This window comes from Microcoleus sp. D3_18_C2 (genome assembly GCF_036702395.1).
Classification (GTDB): domain Bacteria; phylum Cyanobacteriota; class Cyanobacteriia; order Cyanobacteriales; family Microcoleaceae; genus Microcoleus.
This window is the reverse complement of record NZ_JAUBTG010000002.1, coordinates 146,947-164,408: the sequence shown is the minus strand read 5'-3', so window position 1 is coordinate 164,408 and position 17,462 is coordinate 146,947. Positions and strand designations below refer to the sequence as shown.

Sequence of the window (17,462 nt, the reverse complement as noted above, 5' to 3'; positions counted from 1 at the left end):
AGATATTTAGTTCCAGCCCCCAGATTCATCTGTGGAATCAATCTAAAATCTAAAATCTAAAATCTAAAATCGACTGATGGACGCAAGCCCCCGACAGGAGTCGTGGAAAGCCAAAAAAATTAGATATTTAGTTCCAGCCCCCAGATTCATCTGTGGAATCAATCTAAAATCTAAAATCTAAAATCTAAAATCGACTGACCGGCCTCTGCAAGCTGTTGAGTATTTAACCATGGCCCCACATGAACCCAGCGCCTTTTCCAAGAATTTGCCCGATCCGAAGCGGCTGCCTGCTGTTGAAATAGACGAAATACTCACTAGCATTCAACATTCTCACAGTTTCTATTACAAAGTGATGAATCTTGAGGTTTGGGCGCTGGTGGAAACCTTGGATGGGATGTTTCCCGGCGCTTGGGGTCAGTTTATGAGCAACCGCCAACTTGCAGTTAAACAGTTTTTGGAACGCGATCGCGTTCCAAATTCTCCGGTTGATGCTGAGGATGCGGGGGAGAAGTCCGATCGAAGTCAGAAGAAGGAAGAAGCCGGGAGTCAGGAGTCAGGAGTCAGAAACAAGCAGGAAGAAGAATAAAAGCAGATTTTCAGCTTTAAACCCCCCGTACTCCCAGGGCGGTTTCATTCTCACCAAAAACATGAATTTTGTAGGGGCCGTGCTACCCCTACAAGAAAATGAAACCGCCCTGCGGTACTCCCGTGATTAAGAGGAGTAGGGGGGATCGAAACTCAGCTACAAGCGACATTTATTATGGGTTTCAATCTTAAGTTGACATACAGCGGATTCCAGGTTTATAAAGTACACCCCAGAAACCGGGTTTCTTCTGGATTTCTCGCCAGAAACCGGTTTTATTCAAGAAACCCGGTTTCTCTGTACTTCACTTACCTGGAAAGTGCTGTAAATGCCGATCGCCCGTTAGCGAAGCCCTCGAAGAGGATCGCCCTTACAGGTGAATTTTGGCATCAACTTGAGGCAATCCCATGCTGTAGTTGACAGCGCGGCTGTTGAGATTGTAGCTGATTTGACCTTTTTGTAAGAGCGATCGTACCAAGTGTTCCAACTCCGAACCGATGCGGCGGAGGTTGTACTCGGTCAAGTCTTCGCCCTCGTAAGCGTCTACGAGTTGGTCAAATTTGGCATATACCTCTTTGACTGACTCGTCATTCCAGTTAAGTTCGTTATCTGGGTCAATGTCGAGGGTCAAAAGGTCGTTGCTGGGTACGAGTTCGTTATCTTCGAGGATGGCGGTGTATATGCGAATATGGCGGGTTGTTGACTTAAGCTGCATGACTTCTTATGTGTAAAGATTTTTTGCTGAATTAATTGTAATGGCACAGAGATGCGCGGGGAGGGTTGGCGATCGTCAATTTCTCGGAATCCCGAAATTTTTTAGTTGTTCGGCAGTCCAATTTTTGTAATATTCAGTTTTCTCTAAAGCATCGGAAGCTGGCTTCAGCTTAGAATTTACTTGAACAGTGAAGCCCGGATACGGCATCCTCCTAGTATGAAGCCCGTCAATATTAAAATCTTCTTCGGGATGGATGTGAAAAGCCAGCAAGCCCAATTCTGAAATCTGATTATTCAATTTGTCTATCAATTCTTTAGTTTCGGGCGCAGTAATTGCGGTTTTTTCGGGATTAATTACTACCATGATTTCAAATTCCGAATTGTAAAATTCATAAATCGATTTCATTATGGCAGAATCGCGATCGAACTCAGTCCGCGCTGAAAACCGCTCGATTTTGAATAAAATTTGATTAGCCAAACGTGCTTTTTTAGTGAAGGGACAAATCGGTAAATCGCTGAAAACTGGATGCGGTAACTCGACAAACTCGGTCATCCATCTGAGGGTAGATTCTATAATTTCCGTGTCAAATTCATTCATCGACAATCTATGTATTTGATATTTCACACTCATCATACTCTATTTGTATGGAGGGCGATGCACACCATTGGTGTCAATTTAACGCTATTTCCCTCAGTCCGGCAGGGGTTTAAACCCCTGCCTCATAGCAAAAGTCCTCTGAAGAGGACTGAAGAACTCATTAGTCCTCTTCAGAGGACTTTTGCTATTAGCCAGGGAATTCATTCCCTGGCGGACTTTCGGTTAAATTCACACCAATACATTGCCCACCTTGCTGTTTACTATTGGCGATCGAATTCATTCGTGAATTGTGCCATCTGGCATAATTGCACCTGCGAGTTTTGCCTTTTCCAGATTTACCACCCCACTTAGATTCGCTCCCTTTAGGTTGGCTTTTTCTAGGTTTGTACAATTCAAATCTGTACCGCGCAAATCGGCTGAGCTAAGTGTTGCCCCACTCAAATCTACCTGCACTAAACTTGAGCCGCAGAGATTAGCCTCAGTCAAATTAGCCCCACTCAATTTTACTGAGTAAAGCTGTACTCCCACCAGATTTACGCCTGTCAGGTTAGCACCGCTTAAGTTTGCATTGGCTAATTTTGTATCTTTCAAATCGGTTTGGCTCAGGTCGGCCGCAAGTAGGTTAGCATACTCTAAATTTGCCTGTTTCAGATTTGCTCCACTCAAGTTGGCCACAGCTAGTTTTGCACCTCGAAGGTTTGCTTTACTCAAGTTAGCTTCACTTAGGTTTGCTGTAGTTAGGTCAGCACCCTTCAGATTTGCTTGACTCAAATTTGCTGCACTCAGATTCGCCTGAAGCAGTTTTGCGGCCTCCAAATTGGCTTTGGTTAAGTTTGCACCGCTCAAGTTAGCTTCACTCAGGTTGAAACAATTTAAGTCAACACCAGCTAGGTTTACGTTGGAAAGTGAAGCATTAGCAACGATTAAGTAAGCACCTGCTTTAACAGGGTCAAATCCTGTGGGGAAAATAGTCTGTGCGTTGCACAGCGCTTGTTCAAGTTTTGCTCCCTCAAGGTTTGCCCCTTCAAGGTTTGCCACGAATAGGTTAGTATTACTTAGGTTTGCATTACTCAGATCAGCATTCATCCATTGTGTTTGCCTCAAATTTAAGCCAGTCAAGTTTGCTTTACTGAGGTTAGCCATACTGAAATTCGTCCCCGGCGACAAATTAACATCGCTGAGATTTACTCCACTCAAATTAGCTTCACTTAGGTTTGCATAAAGCAAATTTACTTCACTTAAATTTGCATTTATGAATTGTGTTTTGCCTAATTGTGCTGATCTGAGATTCGCTTTGTTAAGGTTGGCATCACATAAATTTGCCTCACTCAGGTTAGCGCTTGATAAGTTTGCTTCAGAGAGTTCTGCACCGCTGAGATTAGCGCTACTCAAATTAACCTCAACCAGGGATTTTCCGCTCAGATTTACTCCGGCTAGATTAACTCCCGTAAAATCTCGTTCTCCCTGATTATACCGTTGCAAAAAATCCTCAGCACTGATAGTGGGTTCCAGATTTTCTAGTCCAGAATCATCAATTTTTGCCTCTTCCTCAGATTCCACAGTATCCGCATTCGCAGGAGTAGCCACCGACTGTTCTACCGCTTCGCTAGATACTGGAATCGGTGTCTCCTCGATCGCCTCTTCGCGCAATAACCGATCCACCCGATCGCTAAACCGCCTCACAACCTCAGCATCATCAACCTTCTCACCAGCATTCGAGCTTTTCTCAACCGCATTCTCAACATAATACTTATCTACAAAACTTTGCAACCCAGCATTATATCCCTGTCCTACGGCCTGAAACCTCCATTCGCCATTCTTCTTATACAAGCGTCCAAATTCTAAAGCCGTTTCTTGGGAAAATATCTGATTTAAATTGTACCGAACCAATTCGCTAATATTCTCTGAATTGTAAAGCCGGATAAAAGCATTTGTAACTTGACTAAAACTTTGATTCTTTTCCTGTCCCTCGTGAATAGTCACCACAAACACAATTTCCTGAATCGCCGAATTAATTTTACTCAAATCCAGATAAACCGTCTCATCATCTCCCTCAATTTGTCCATTCCTGTTGTCTCCCGAATGCCGCACCGCACCATCCGGCGATGTCAGATTGTTGTAAAATACAAAATACTTTTCATCAGGAATCCGACCGTCCGCCGCTAACATAAAAACAGATGCGTCAATGTCGCAGTTTTGTGCTGTCTGGCTGACTTGCCAACCCAGGGCGATCGCAATTTTACTGAAATTAGGAGTTTCTTTAGAAAGATTGAACCTTTCACCCTTCGTTAATTCGATACTCATATGCGATAATTCCCTTACCTCATAAATGGTATTAATTATCTCATCTATGTTAACCCGATCGCAAATTGGATTTTATCTCGAAGACATCGAAACCCCAATTGGCAGAACCGTCAATTTAACTCTTACCGGACTAATTCTCCTATCTTCGACCAGCTTCATCGCCGAAACTTACCCGATTTCGGAAACTGTCAGAATTAATTTGCAAACTCTCGATACAGCGCTTTTAGTTGTTTTTGTGTTTGAGTATTTATTGCGACTATGGTGTGCCGAAAATCGAGTTAAATTTATTTTTAGTTTTTTTTCAATTATTGATTTGCTGGCAATATTACCATTTTTACTGGGATTTGTCAACGTCAGTTTTATCCGAATTTTTCGCTGGTTTAGAATTCTCCGACTCATCCGCTTTCTGGAATTAAAAATTTCTATTTTCCGCATCAGCAGCGAAGATGGCGTGATTTTTGCTCGGATTTTGTTTACTTTGCTGGCAATAATTTTTGTTTATTCTGGTTTAATTTATCAAGTCGAACATCCGGCAAATCCCGAAAGCTTTGCAACTTTTTTGGATGCTGTTTATTTCTCGGTTGTCACCATGACGACTGTGGGATTTGGCGATGTTACGCCGATTTCGGAATCCGGCCGTTTTCTAACTATTTTGATGATTCTGACGGGAATTGCTCTAATTCCTTGGCAATTGGGGGACTTGATTAAACACTTAGTTAAAAGTGCTAATCACGGAGAAGCTGTTTGTAAAAGTTGCGGTTGGTCTGTACACGATGCTAATGCTAGATTTTGTAAAATGTGCGGTACTCAGTTAGATAATGGTTGACTGTTGACTGTTGACTGTTGACTGTTGACTGTTGACTGTTGACTACTGCCTCACCCTAGATAATTCATCCGTGTATCCGTGTCAAAATCCGTGTAGTGCTTTCCTTCTTTAAGCTAAGGGTAACAAAATTTCAAATTCAGTGCCTCTGCCTAACTCCGATCGCATTCTGAACGCACCGCCGTGTTTACCCGTCACTATTTGATAGCTAACTGCTAAACTGGTTTCTTTGAGGGCGCGTTTTTCCGTAGAGAATGATTCTATGATTTTTTTGTACTTACTAGGTGACATTCCTGGCCCGTTATCTGCTATGCAAATCGAAACCCAGCGAACATGAAGTTTATCTAAATCCGGCGCAGGTTCGGGACAGCAGACTTGAGTTGTGATTTCAATTTTAGGCTGGCGATCGGCGTCTCTGACTCCTCCACCTTTGAACTCTTTTGCCAATTCTTGACCGACTGCTTCATTAATTAATGTATGAATAGCATTGGTCAAGATATTCATAAATACTTGGTTTAGCTGTCCTGCATAGCACGGCACTGGTGGCAGGTAGCCGTAGTTTTTCACTACTTGGATTTCCCTAGTCAAACGACTTTTGAGCAGCAAAAGTATGCTGTCTATGTTGGCGTGCAAGTCGGTGGGTTTGGGATAAATATCGTCGATGTGGCAGAAGTTCTGCAAACTGGTTGCTAACTTGCTCAAACGTTCTGCGCCTGATTTGATGCTGGCAACAGTTCGGAGAAAATCGTTTTGCAAAAAGTCATAGTCTATCTCTTCTTTGAGCCGTGCTATTTCCGGCGGGGGTTCGGTACAGTGCGCGTCGTAAGCTGAGAGCAATTCCATCAAGTTTTTGCTGTAGTCGGTGACGTAGGTTAAATTCCCCCAGATAAAGCCTACCGGATCTAAAATTTCGTGGGCTACTCCGTTGACTAAACGCCCTAAACTAGCCATTTTTTCGCTTTGAATCATTTGAGTTTGGGCTCTTTCGTAGCGGACTTGAGTTTCTATGCCGCGAATTTGCCAGTACGCGATGTTTAGTGCGTTAGGGTCTAAGAGGCGGTAAGATTGGGAGTCTATTTGGACGACGATCGGTTCTGCCTGCAATTCGGGCGATCGACGCAGAGCTTGTGGGGCTGCTGCCAAAATGGTTGTACTCTCTGCGAGCAATAATATTTCGAGGCGAGCGTAACTGTAGAGAACTTTCAGCGGCAGGTGCAAAAATAGCTCTGGGCCTTGGGGTTTGAGCAAATATTCCAGCAGTTGCCTGCGGGATATCATGCCAGCAAACTCTTCTGCTTCCATCAACACGACTCCCGGCACTAGGGGATGCTGTTCAAACATTTCGGCAACTGCCACGGCTAAGCAGCTCGATTTAACCTGAAAGTCATACAGGGGCAAATCCCAGAGTGTAGACTCTAGGGAAAGGTCTTGATGGCTGCCTTCGGAGAGTGAAGGGCCAAGGAGTTTGGAACTGAATTTATTTGCCACTGGAACTTTTAGTTGCCGAAACGCTGGGAAATTGAAATGAGAACCTACTACTAAGCTACCCTATCATTTCACTTTTCTGAGCGAACAACCCAGAATATTCTGGAGTTGATCATGTTGTGCCAACTATAGGCAGGAGAATTTCAAATTCAGTATTCTTACCTGGTTGCGATCGCAATTTGAGTTGGCCCCCGTGCTTTTCTGTGACGATTTGATGGCAGATAGCCAGCCCCATACCGCTGCCTTTGCCTGCTGGTTTAGTGGTAAAAAAGGTGTCAAATATCTGCTGGTGATTTTCTGGGGCAATGCCGGGCCCGTTATCGGCAATGCAAATTGCCACCCGCTTGCCGAGTTCGGTTTCTATAACTTTAGTGGTAATTTCGATTTGGGGCTGCCAGTTGTCCCCGCACGGGGTGTGTATTTCTCGATCTGCTGCGTACTCTGTCAGGGCGTCTAGAGCATTAACTAACAAATTCAAAAACACCTGACTCAACTGTCCGGAGTAGCCGCTAACTAGCGGCAGTTCGCCGTAATTTTTAACCACTTCTATGCTGTTTTTAAAGCGGTTTTTCAAAATTAACAGCGTCATCTCCACGCATTCGTGAATGTCTGTCTCGGCTGGTTTTGTCTCGTCCATGTGAGAGAAGTGGTGCAGCCCGTTAACTATTTTTAGCAATTGCGAGGCTCCCAACTCCATCCCTTCTAAGGTAATCGGCAAATCTTCTTGTAAAAAATCAAATTCAATTTCCTTTTTAAGGGCATCAATTCGGGGACAGGGTGCCGAATATTCTTCTTCATAAACCGACATTAGCTGTAGCAAGTTTTCAAAATAGGACAGCAGAAAAGTTAAATTTCCCCAAATACAGTTCAGCGGATTTCTGATTTCGTGGGCGACTTCTGCTACAATCCTGCCCAAACTCGCCATTTTTTCTGTTTGGATGAGTTTGGCTTGGGTTTGTTTGTGGAGTAACTTATTTGTTAATTGGTGAATTCTTGATTGAGCGACCATTAATTGGTGTACGTCTAACAGCTTGTAGGTCTGGGGGGCTATTTCCACTACTACGGGTTCGTAAACTAATTCTGCTGACCTGTAAAGAGATTCCTGAGCCGCTTCTACTATTAATTTACTGCCTGGAACCACCAGCAAATCTTGTTTGGAAAACCTGTACAATACCTCTATCGGTCGCTTGAAAAACATTTCTAATCCGTAGCGACGGTTAATTTTTTCAAAAAATTGACGCCTGGATATTATGCCTACAAAATTACCCCGATCGGTCAAAATGACGCCGGGAAGCATGGAATTTTGTTCAAAAGCCTGGGCTACTTCTTTTGCCTGTTGAGTTAATTCAATTTGGCAGTTGTAAAGTGGCAGGTCTAGGAGAGTTGATTCTAAGGAGATGTTCCAAGTACAAATTTCAGGTATATGCAACACTGATAACTCCGAGCTAGTCTCACGCACAGCAAACATAGATGAAACCCCTGTTAAAAATTGTATTCATGAACAACTTAAGTTGCTATTAATTCATAACGGGTAATTGGTAGCGGGTAGTTGCTAATTTGTCAAATTACAACAGCACCCGATGGGAAAACCCGATCGCAGTAGCATTATCTGCTAAAGATTTTGTTTCTAAGTCAATATTAAACGATCGAAGCTTTTGTGGAACTTACGGAGTAGGCGCTTTAAACTTTTTACCATGATATACCTGCGATCGGGTGTTTTCGGAAAATTTTTAATATTTATAACTAATTATTGTGATAAATTATACCATTTTTCCAGTTATCGAAGGGAATTGGAGAACCGCGAGCGGGTTATCAGTGAATATACGGGCATCCTTCAAGGGTTCGAGGGCCCGGATTAGCCATCGTCCAAGGGGCTTGAGGCTGCAACTGTCCAGACTGGGGCCCAGGCCAAAGGAAGTTCGGCAACGGATTCGCTTTCTTCGGATGTAACTGAGATGTTGCACCATTCTCAACAAGCTTTTTATGAACAGGCTTTTCGGCCTGTTCCACAAGAAAATTCACTCTTTGACAGAACAGGCCCGAAAGCCTGTTAAGCGAGAATGGTGCAAGATGTGAGATGTAACTGAATGTAACGGATAGAAGGCTTTAGTTATCTAGGAGAGAAGGAAGAAGCAATGTTCCGCAAGGGTTTGTGGAATTAAGAACATCCTAACCGTATTGGCTGTTGCTATTCCACTCAAAAGAAATGCAACTTTAGGCAACTTCCGAACCTCGACAGTCATCAGTTTTTTGCAATCTGCAATCTCCAATCAGCAATCTCCAATTCTCTTAGGGTTCCACCTCCGGCCAGAGGCGTTCTAGCTGATACCGCCAAGCGGCAAGAGTGTTTTCGCGAGACTCTCGGCCTAGTTCCATTTCACCCATCAATCCCTCTGCGTAAAAACGGTCTAAAGTCTGAAGGGTAGTTTCCACAGACTGTCCCTGCATCTTCGCAGCTTTGATGATTTGACGGATGCGGCTTTCTATCAAACCGTCGAAAAAGTCAGACAAACCTCTCTCTTGCAAAGCCAGCAGTCTGGCGACGGCGGCTGAGAAATCGGAGGCTGCGAGTGTGGCCGGGCTGTGCTGAAATACTCCCCACAAAACGTTTTGATGTAAGGCGTAGCGAGTTTCGAGGGTGGTGTCAAAGTTAGCTTCTAGCAGTTTATCAAGAAATGGTTGAGCTTCCTGGGCATCGGCGATCGGCAGCAAAATCCGCAGCCAACTCCCGTCTTCTGAAAGGAGGACTAACAGGCGAAAATTGGGGGTTTCTACTTGCCAAGAAGTGGCAGCAGGCATCTCAACACTCTCACCAAATAAGTCTTTAAGGGTATTGCTAATTTCTTCGGGAGTCATAATGATTTTAGATTTTAGATTTTAGATTTTAGGTGTCAAAATTTGTCGTATTTACCAGTATCGCATAGTATCAACTCCATCTCTAATCTCTAATCTCAAATGGATTTAGTAAAAGTAGGATGTATACCGAGCACATTTCAACGCTTGGTGTTTAGGCGTGCACCTTACCCTATCGATATTTACCAATATCGGTCAATCTAAAATCTAAAATCTAAAATCTAAAATTGGTTTATGGTAGCCAGCGGGGGTGATAGCCGGCAAAGGGAAGTTCTTCTGGCTGTAGTTTGGCGGGAGAACCGTCTGCGGGTATTTCTACTAAGGGTAGCAGCCAGAGGCGGCTGGTGGCGATCGACTGTCCACTATCGTTGCGGGGACTGTCTGCTGCTGAGGGAGTTGCTGCTGTGACTGATTGGTCGAAAATTAATGCCAGTCCGTCGGGAGATAAACTGATTTGGGTATCTAATTGGTTGGGCAAAATCAGCAGCGGTTTGATGGTTCCTACCAAACGAGTACCCTCTTTTTTGAGGTCGATGGTGGCGATGAAAGGCTGTTCTTTGTAGCTTTCTGTTTTGAGGCGTTGGGCTAACAAACAGTAGAGACGCTGAACTTGGTTGTCTTCGTTTTTGCGGGGATCGAAATAAACAGCCATAATGCTGCCGGGAATACGCAATATTTCTTGTTCTACACCTTGGTTATCTAAGATGAAAAGCGATCGAGTAAAATCGCTGTTGTATTTAACATAGGCGGCGGCCGAGTTGTCGCGGGCCATCCCCAATACTTGTTCGTATTTTGGCAAAAATTCGACTGGATCTGCTTCGGGTTTGAGGGGGACGATCGCTAATCCTTGTTTTTGAGATATTACCATCGATATGCTATCGGGGCGAATCATAAAATCTCCGCCTTGTTCATTTTCCAATGGTCTGGGCGGCACTTTTTCTTCCACAATCCAAGGACTGAAATCGCCGGGATTGCGGCGGTTGACGCGCTGGACAACTATGATTTTTCCGTCGGCTGAGAGGTCGAATTTGAGGTTTTGGTAATCTTTGGAGTCTAAGATTTTGTCGATTCTACCGGCTGGGTATTTTGGTTGATTTCCTGAGCCTGATTGGGGGTTGAGGCCGGTGGTGACTGTGAAGAGTTCTTGATTGAGGGTGCCGCGAGTACGGGCGATAGATCGATCTGTGGCGGAGAATAAAATGCGATCGCTGTCGGGATATGGTTTAAAATCGGTGACAACTAAATCTTTGGGAGTCAGCGGTATTGGTTTCGAGTCGCTGCTGGTGAGATTGACTAGCATTAATCTGCTTTCTGTTTCGCCTTGGACACCGATGTAAGCAAAAGCTCGATCGCGGCTGCGAAAGGAACTGCTAAACGGTTGCATTAGCGTTCCTTTATTTTGGTTTTTTTCTCCGAAATACTTGTCGGTTGCTCCGGCGAGTTTTAATGTGTAGGTAACGCCGTAGGGTGCTGGATCTTTGAGGGTGTAAGCCATGCGCCTTCCAGCCCAACTAAATTTACCGGGGAGGGGGGGTTCTAGCTTTAAGTTTTCCTCGACGGTGGGCTGGTTCATCGGCCGAAAGAATGTGAGGATAAAGCCGGTATCTTCGGCGCCGATTTGTTTGTTTTCCCAGGTAAATTCTCGCACTCTGGGTGCTGTGCGATCGCCGCTCAGCAGCAGCAGCCCGATTAAGAAGCTCAGCACTAGCATGAGGATGATGGCCGTGCGGTCGATCGGCTGTTTGAATGGCCCAATAGCGAAGGGTGAAGGATTAATTTTTTTCTTAAAAATACTCACCAATCTTTCTCTCCTACTTTCTGCTGAAAATTAACTACCAAATTTTCCCTATTAAATTTTACACTTATGGGCCCATTCCTAACACTCACCCAGCCATTTTTTTACCACAGTAAATGGCTGCAACGAGTTAGTTCCCGTAACAAACCTAGTTTTTGAAACTTGTGGTGCCTCCAGGACTGAATGAAACTTAAGATATTAATTAGGTGGGACACGCTGCAGTTTCAACAGGTTTGTTTACTGAAACAGTTGATTGATGGGGATTAAATCCATCGGTGATATTTTATCTATCGGCAGATCCAAACCAAAAGCCACTCTACATGAAATTAGAGTTGCCAGCACCCCTAAAAACAGTGCTGTTAATTGAATATCCTGCCAAAAACAAGTTAGTCCTTCTTTCCACAAACCGTAGTTAGTTACTGCGTAGGTAGGAAGGTCGCCTAGAGCTACAGCAATCACGGCACCTAAATTACCTTTTAAGTGATATCCCAGCGGTATACTTATACATAGATTCACAAAAGTCAGCAGATTTCCCATAGCTTGGTACTGAGACTTTCCTACGGCTAACAGACAAGAACCCATCAGATTGTAGAGGGTGGTGTGCCAGATACCTAAAGCCAAGATAGGCATCATCCAAGATGCCGCCTCATACTCTTTCCGATACAGTGTTAAAATTAACTGATCTCCGAAGCTCACAAAAATTGCTAAACCTACGGCTAATGGTATTAGAATTAACTTGCGGTTCTTAAGTATCTTCGCGCGCAACTCCTCCCGCGGCAACTCTGCCAGCATAGAAATCGAGGGAAAAATGACCCGGCCGCTAATGGCGATGATGACTTGGCGCGGCATATCGCCGAGAGTAAAAGCGATGCCGTAAATGCCCAAGGTTGTTAAAGTAAATATTTTCCCCAGGATGAGTCTATCGGCTTGAGAACACAAGAAATACAAAGCCGTAGACAGAAATATCCATTTCCCATAAGAAAATATTTCTTTAACTGCTTCTTTATCCCAAGCAAAGCGGTTTGACTTGCCGGGAATCAAAAAATGGCTCCATACTAACTCTATTAAAGCTCCACTCAAGCCGCCTGCAACGATCGCCCAGACGCTGCGATCGAACCAGGCCCAGACAATCATTACTGTAGTAGAAAAAATCTGTTGGCCCAACTCAAAAATTACTACTTTCTTCACTGCCATTTTGCGTTCTAGGCTGGATGTGGCAGTGGATTTAAAGCCTCCTATTAAGGAATTTATACCTATTACTGGAATCAACCACTCCAGACGGGTATCTCCATAAAAACTCGCAACAGGCTGGGTAATTATAATCAAACAAATCCAAACGAAAAAGCTGCGAATGACTTGCAGTGTCCAAGCGGTGTTGAGAAATTGAGGATCTTCCCCGCGCTTATTCTGGATGATGCTTGGGCCTAGACCTATGTCTGAAAATAAGTTGATCCCTATGATGAAAACGTAGGTTAGACCTACGAGACCAAATAGTTCGGGTAAAAGCAGACGCGTCAGGATTAAGTTACTGCCAAATCGGATAATTTGACTGCTTGCATAACTGGCGATCGTCCAGGCCGCACCTTTGATAGCTAATTTTTTTTCTGCTGACATATACTCAGAATTTATTTACTAATGACGAGTGTAGTTGCTGAATTTACTTTTGGCAACTACTACAGGATGCTTTTGCAAGTTTGATCGCTGACTGTACAGTATCTTAATTTGTATACGCAGGACGGTTCTGGACTGTCGATCTCGCAATCAAGGTAAAATTTAATCTGATACTTATTCCACATCTAATAATCATAAGGGTTTTTTGGTTCAGGAATTGGTTTGAGGGAGGATGCTTGAATGGTTAATTTGCGCTTGCCTTGCAGTTCTTCTACGATCGTTTCTCCTTCTATTTCTAGCCAACTGTCTGGGGCAAAGGCGGCGCGGCTTTGACCGATCGGTAGTTTTACAGGCAACCCGATCGGATAGGCGTCTGCCGCGCAGCAGGTAATGATAAAACGCCCGAGCCACATATATTGTTCGGCTATGTTGGGGGGGTGAATTACAAATCCTTGAACTTTGACTTTTTGACCTCTGTATGTATCCGGTTCGGGGTTGAAATTTAACAGCCGCACCCATTCGACGAGCGATCGATTTTCTGGTTTGGTAGTATTGCGAAATTCTTGGGGTTGCAGTCTGGTGATGGGCAGGGCTTCGGTGAGGCCCCGTTCTAAAGCTGTCTGGCTGGTAAATGTGCGTGGCGTTATTAGTAAACCTATTAATGCGACGCTCAACATTAAGGTGCTGCCGATACTGGGGGGAAACAAAGTAACGTGTTCAACTTCTGTGATTCTGAGAGAGTTATTTGCTGTTGATGTCCGCGATTGCTTTGTGGTGCGATCGAGTTTTAAGAGTTCCCAAGTTTTTAAACCGCCAATAACTATTAAGCCGATTCCTCCTGCTAGAGTCAAGCCAAAGTAATTGGGGTGAATGAGAATGCTTAATTTGCCCGTGATCCAATATTTGAGGAGCAATATTCCCCAGGCTAAGATAGCTAGGGCATCCAGCCAGGGGCTAATTTTTTTTAAATTCATTTTTTAAGAGTGACTGGGAAGGAAGAGGGTAGAAGGAAAAGAAAAAAAACTATCCGTATATCGGTGACTTCTGTGTCGGGGAGCAAGGTAATTGAAAATAGCCCAGCGAAAATCATCGTATGAGTTGTCTGTTTGAGCTAGTTTATTAACCTAAATGCAAGTTAATAGAAAGGGTCATTAAAAAGGTTAACTGAGCTGCTAATACAATTAAGTAAACTACGGCTCTACCTTTGAAAATTGACAGCATTAAACCGATACCTTTGAGGTCAATCATCGGGCCGAAAACGAGAAATGCTAACAGCGAACCGCTGGTAAATGTGGAAGCAAAAGACAGGGCAAAAAAGGCATCTACTGTAGAACAAATCGATACGACTGCAGCTAATAGCAGCATGGCTAGAATCGAGGAAACGGGGCCTTGGCCGAGGTTGAGAATTAGTTCGCGGGGGGCGCCAACTTGAATGATGGCTGCGATCGCACTTCCGATTACCAACACTCCTCCTAATTCGCGCAACTCCTGTACCATAGTATCTAAAAGCAGGCGCAGACGCTCTTTAGAAACGGGGTGGAACATTGAGGAAAGTTTCGAGGTTTTTTCTGTTTTGGCTGTTTGTAATGGCTTCCAGTTGTCTTGTAGCAAAGATTCGATCGGCACCACCCCCCCCGGCTGACCGAGCATAAATGTTCCCGACTGCAACAGCAGCGGAGTGTTAGCTTGGACGAGTTCTTTTTCGGAAAACTCTGGTTTTGGCAGAGGAATCGCACGGGCTACAGAGGGTTGCAGCAGAGGCCGCAAGTCTTTTTGGGCGCTGAACACCCAGCCGATAATTGTGGCTATAGACAGAGAAAATACCACCCGAAAAACTACAATTTCTGGCTGATCCCGAAATGCCGTCCAAGTAGCCCAAATTACCACGGGGTTGATGGTGGGGGCCGCCAGCAAAAAGCCGATCGCGGCTGGTGCGGGTACTCCCTGCATCAGTAACCTGCGGGCTACGGGCACGTTACCGCACTCGCACACGGGAAACAAAAAGCCGATCGAACTGCCCATCAAAGCCGCCAGCAGCGGGTTTCGCGGGATGCGCGATACGAGTTTGCGTTCGTCTACAAACCCCAGCAGCAAACCTGAAAATAAAACTCCGAGCAGCAGAAAAGGTATTGCTTCTACTAACAAGCTGAGAAACAGGGTGAAAGCATTATTTAACTGATTTGTCAGGGCGGGTTGCATCGATCACCTACTGGTAGATTGCTATTTAGCTATACGTCTTTGGTAGAACTCCTTGTAGATCATACCAAAGCATAGCACTAAGTTAAGATCCCGTTAATTTTATTTTGTCTTTTTTTTGCGGAAATTTGTAGAGCTTCTAATTTAATCAATGCTGATGCCTTGAATGATTGGGAATGGTTAAACTTGTTTTAATTTGAATGAACTTCTATTCATATCCGCCTCGTACAGCCAATCAATAATTGACCGAAATTATCCAGGATACAAGCCCCCGAATTTATCCCTGGGGTCAATGCTTCAATTCTAAAATCTAAAATCTAAAATCTAAAATCGATTGACTCTGCGAACCGTCGCCGATTTGATAGATATTTCGGGTAAAAATAATTGTTTTCACGACAAACTTCTAGGGGACGCACTGGCAGGTGTGTAGCTGGCTGAGCGTTACGGAGGGTTGCGAGTACCGGATCGGGGATATGGGATAAAATCGCCTCAAATGCCTTAGCACGGGCGAGGGCGGGACGCCCTCGCGATAGCCAGCTAAAATTCCGGGGCGTCACCCCCCGACTTACTGCTTTTAAATTGTCTGCTGACGGGCTGCATCGTGTTGGCGATCGGGCAATTCCGATTTTCTTCTATTATCAATCACTTATATTTCTCAGCCTAATATTTTATTAACAAAAGGTTAAGACAACTACCTAAGATTAATGAATAGTTAAATAGTAGAAACAAGCGTTAATACCGCTCAAGTCAGTATAAAATAAAGTCAGGTATAATTACAAGGGCGCATTTATCTCGGCGATCCTCAATCTTGCCTAATACTTTAAGTGGTAAAATTTTCCTTGGTACAGTCAGTTTTTTGTGTAATTTAAAATGCAGTTTGCCAGGGGGATGTCTGTCCACTCAGCAACTCACCTGCTGACCTTTGGTAGCTGAATGTCTGGCAAATAGAACCCCAAAAAAAGCGTGCTGATAAATTTATGTTGAATACCTCCTGCGTAGAAAGACCAGTCCAACCCCTCTCCGAGGCTGACCTAGGAGAACTTTGTTTAGACTCTACTCTCCAAGAATTGTCGCTTTACGATTTTCAGGTAGAAGCTACGGATTGGGGAATACGAATTTCTCAGATGTTAGAAGCTAATCCGCTGTTACCGGGAGTCATTGTGACCCATCAAGGTGAATTTGCCGGTATGATTTCCCGGCGGAGATTTTTAGAATTTATCAGCCGTCCTTTTGGGCGAGAATTATTTTTAAAGCGACCGGTGAGGGCTTTGTACCGCTTTGCCGAAACTGAGAGTTTAATTTTTCCCAGCAATACTTTAATCGTGGATGCAGCCAGGAAGTCGCTGTTGCGATCGAAAGAACTGCTTTACGAACCGATTGTGGTTCAAGTGTCGCCTCAAACTTATAGTTTGCTAGATGTGCACGAACTGTTAGTAGCTCAATCCAACATTCACGAACTAGCGACAAAATTGCTGAGGCAGCAAACTCAATCTCAACTAATTCAAACCGAAAAACTAGCGAGTTTGGGACAGATGGTAGCTGGAGTTGCCCACGAAATTAGAAATCCCGTCACCTGCATCAGCGGAAATATCGGGTTTTTGTCCAACTACTCGAAAGACATCATGGAGTTGCTGTCGGCTTACGAAGAGATTGTGGGTGACAGCGAAAAAATTGACAAACTCAAAAAACACATAGAATTTGATTTTTTGCAAGAAGATTGGGTGGAAATTCTCAAAAGTATGAAAGTTTCATCGCAGAGGCTGACCGAACTCGTCACCAGCCTGCACACCTTTTCTCACATGGACGAAGCCCACTTGAAGCAAGCTAACATTCACGAATGTATTGACAGTACGCTGCTAATTATGAAAAATCGTCTGAAGTACGGATTTAAAGTAGTTAAAAACTATGGGGATTTGCCTTTGGTAAAATGTTACTCGGGTCAGTTGAGCCAGGTATTTATGAATATCATCAGTAATGCGATCGACGCTTTGGAAGAGGTAAAAGCAGAAAAAGAATTTATGCCTGCGATTACTATTGAAACCGAGGTAATAGAAAGTTGTGACGGAGACTGTGTGAATTCGGAATTAATTCAAAATTATGTTAGGGGCGATAGACCAAATGCCAAACAGCTATTATCCGCCAGCCAAAACGGCGACTTATGCCCAGAATCTGCGGAAAAAAATCAAAATAACGCTTGGATAGCCATCCGAATTGCCGATAACGGGCCGGGAATTCCGCCCGAAATTCAGCGGCGGATTTTTGAGACATTTTTCACCACTAAACCGGCGGGGAAAGGTACCGGTTTGGGGTTGGCAATTACCCATCAAATTGTTACGGAAAAGCATAAAGGCAAGTTAAATTTGCATTCTACGCCCGGTACAGGTACTGAATTTGAAATTTTGTTGCCATGGATTTGAATGCCTGGGCGACTTGTCGATATCGATTTACCGCCCAAGCGGGGGCGGGTTTATTAGAGGAGCAATTTTAGGCGGAGATTGTT

Annotated in this window: 13 protein-coding genes; 3 read left to right on the top strand and 10 right to left on the bottom strand. The window is 44.2% G+C overall.

Annotation, left to right across the window (positions count from 1 at the left end):
* The first annotated feature begins 229 nt into the window (after positions 1-229).
* Complete coding sequence (locus QUA88_RS02005; RefSeq protein WP_333056758.1) at positions 230-586, top strand: hypothetical protein; 357 nt, start codon at positions 230-232, stop codon at positions 584-586.
* 367 nt (positions 587-953) lie between these two features.
* Here the strand turns inward: QUA88_RS02005 and QUA88_RS02000 are convergent, their stop codons facing one another.
* The 3 genes from QUA88_RS02000 to QUA88_RS01990 form a co-directional block, all read right to left on the bottom strand.
* Positions 954-1,298: an NAD(P)H-quinone oxidoreductase subunit M gene (locus tag QUA88_RS02000; RefSeq protein WP_333209099.1), complete on the bottom strand. Its 345-nt coding sequence runs from the start codon at positions 1,296-1,298 to the stop codon at positions 954-956.
* 75 nt (positions 1,299-1,373) lie between these two features.
* The gene (locus QUA88_RS01995; protein WP_333269955.1) at positions 1,374-1,895 is read right to left on the bottom strand and encodes a hypothetical protein; all 522 of its coding nucleotides are present in this window, start codon (positions 1,893-1,895) and stop codon (positions 1,374-1,376) included.
* A 276-nt stretch (positions 1,896-2,171) separates the two neighbouring features.
* Positions 2,172-4,199 (bottom strand): pentapeptide repeat-containing protein, encoded by a 2,028-nt coding sequence (locus QUA88_RS01990; RefSeq protein ID WP_333269953.1) that lies wholly within the window; start codon positions 4,197-4,199, stop codon positions 2,172-2,174.
* Between the two features lie 25 nt (positions 4,200-4,224).
* Between QUA88_RS01990 and QUA88_RS01985 the strand changes: the two genes are divergently transcribed.
* Positions 4,225-5,025, top strand: a complete 801-nt coding sequence (locus QUA88_RS01985) for an ion transporter (RefSeq protein ID WP_333269950.1) — start codon at positions 4,225-4,227, stop codon at positions 5,023-5,025.
* Positions 5,026-5,133: 108 nt separating this feature from the next.
* Here QUA88_RS01985 and QUA88_RS01980 read toward each other — a convergent pair whose 3' ends face one another.
* The 7 genes from QUA88_RS01980 to QUA88_RS01950 form a co-directional block, all read right to left on the bottom strand.
* Positions 5,134-6,510, bottom strand: coding sequence for an ATP-binding protein (locus QUA88_RS01980; RefSeq protein ID WP_333056762.1), 1,377 nt, complete (start codon positions 6,508-6,510; stop codon positions 5,134-5,136).
* A gap of 109 nt (positions 6,511-6,619) precedes the next feature.
* The gene (locus tag QUA88_RS01975; protein WP_333209108.1) at positions 6,620-7,975 is read right to left on the bottom strand and encodes an ATP-binding protein; all 1,356 of its coding nucleotides are present in this window, start codon (positions 7,973-7,975) and stop codon (positions 6,620-6,622) included.
* An 821-nt stretch (positions 7,976-8,796) separates the two neighbouring features.
* The gene (locus QUA88_RS01970) at positions 8,797-9,363 is read right to left on the bottom strand and encodes a hypothetical protein (RefSeq protein ID WP_333056764.1); all 567 of its coding nucleotides are present in this window, start codon (positions 9,361-9,363) and stop codon (positions 8,797-8,799) included.
* Positions 9,364-9,592: 229 nt separating this feature from the next.
* The gene (locus QUA88_RS01965; RefSeq protein WP_333056765.1) at positions 9,593-11,158 is read right to left on the bottom strand and encodes a hypothetical protein; all 1,566 of its coding nucleotides are present in this window, start codon (positions 11,156-11,158) and stop codon (positions 9,593-9,595) included.
* 234 nt (positions 11,159-11,392) lie between these two features.
* Positions 11,393-12,769 carry an oligosaccharide flippase family protein gene (locus QUA88_RS01960; RefSeq protein ID WP_333056767.1) on the bottom strand — a complete coding sequence of 459 codons (1,377 nt, stop codon included), beginning with the start codon at positions 12,767-12,769 and terminating at the stop codon, positions 11,393-11,395.
* Between the two features lie 182 nt (positions 12,770-12,951).
* Positions 12,952-13,740, bottom strand: coding sequence for a TIGR03943 family putative permease subunit (locus QUA88_RS01955; protein WP_333056768.1), 789 nt, complete (start codon positions 13,738-13,740; stop codon positions 12,952-12,954).
* A 145-nt stretch (positions 13,741-13,885) separates the two neighbouring features.
* Positions 13,886-14,965: a permease gene (locus QUA88_RS01950; RefSeq protein ID WP_333209110.1), complete on the bottom strand. Its 1,080-nt coding sequence runs from the start codon at positions 14,963-14,965 to the stop codon at positions 13,886-13,888.
* A gap of 974 nt (positions 14,966-15,939) precedes the next feature.
* Between QUA88_RS01950 and QUA88_RS01945 the strand changes: the two genes are divergently transcribed.
* A complete protein-coding gene (locus QUA88_RS01945; RefSeq protein WP_333056770.1) occupies positions 15,940-17,379 on the top strand; it encodes an ATP-binding protein in 1,440 nt (479 codons plus the stop codon).
* Positions 17,380-17,462: the final 83 nt, after the last annotated feature.

What these genes read in the sequence shown, in the direction of transcription:
- QUA88_RS02005 (WP_333056758.1), top strand. Translation starts at nt 230, where the DNA reads ATGGCCCCACATGAACCCAGCGCCTTTTCCAAGAATTTGCCCGATCCG.
- QUA88_RS02000 (WP_333209099.1), bottom strand. Translation starts at nt 1,298, where the DNA reads ATGCAGCTTAAGTCAACAACCCGCCATATTCGCATATACACCGCCATC.
- QUA88_RS01995 (WP_333269955.1), bottom strand. Translation starts at nt 1,895, where the DNA reads ATGAATGAATTTGACACGGAAATTATAGAATCTACCCTCAGATGGATG.
- QUA88_RS01990 (WP_333269953.1), bottom strand. Translation starts at nt 4,199, where the DNA reads ATGAGTATCGAATTAACGAAGGGTGAAAGGTTCAATCTTTCTAAAGAA.
- QUA88_RS01985 (WP_333269950.1), top strand. Translation starts at nt 4,225, where the DNA reads ATGGTATTAATTATCTCATCTATGTTAACCCGATCGCAAATTGGATTT.
- QUA88_RS01975 (WP_333209108.1), bottom strand. Translation starts at nt 7,975, where the DNA reads ATGTTTGCTGTGCGTGAGACTAGCTCGGAGTTATCAGTGTTGCATATA.
- QUA88_RS01970 (WP_333056764.1), bottom strand. Translation starts at nt 9,363, where the DNA reads ATGACTCCCGAAGAAATTAGCAATACCCTTAAAGACTTATTTGGTGAG.
- QUA88_RS01960 (WP_333056767.1), bottom strand. Translation starts at nt 12,769, where the DNA reads ATGTCAGCAGAAAAAAAATTAGCTATCAAAGGTGCGGCCTGGACGATC.
- QUA88_RS01955 (WP_333056768.1), bottom strand. Translation starts at nt 13,740, where the DNA reads ATGAATTTAAAAAAAATTAGCCCCTGGCTGGATGCCCTAGCTATCTTA.
- QUA88_RS01950 (WP_333209110.1), bottom strand. Translation starts at nt 14,965, where the DNA reads ATGCAACCCGCCCTGACAAATCAGTTAAATAATGCTTTCACCCTGTTT.
- QUA88_RS01945 (WP_333056770.1), top strand. Translation starts at nt 15,940, where the DNA reads ATGTTGAATACCTCCTGCGTAGAAAGACCAGTCCAACCCCTCTCCGAG.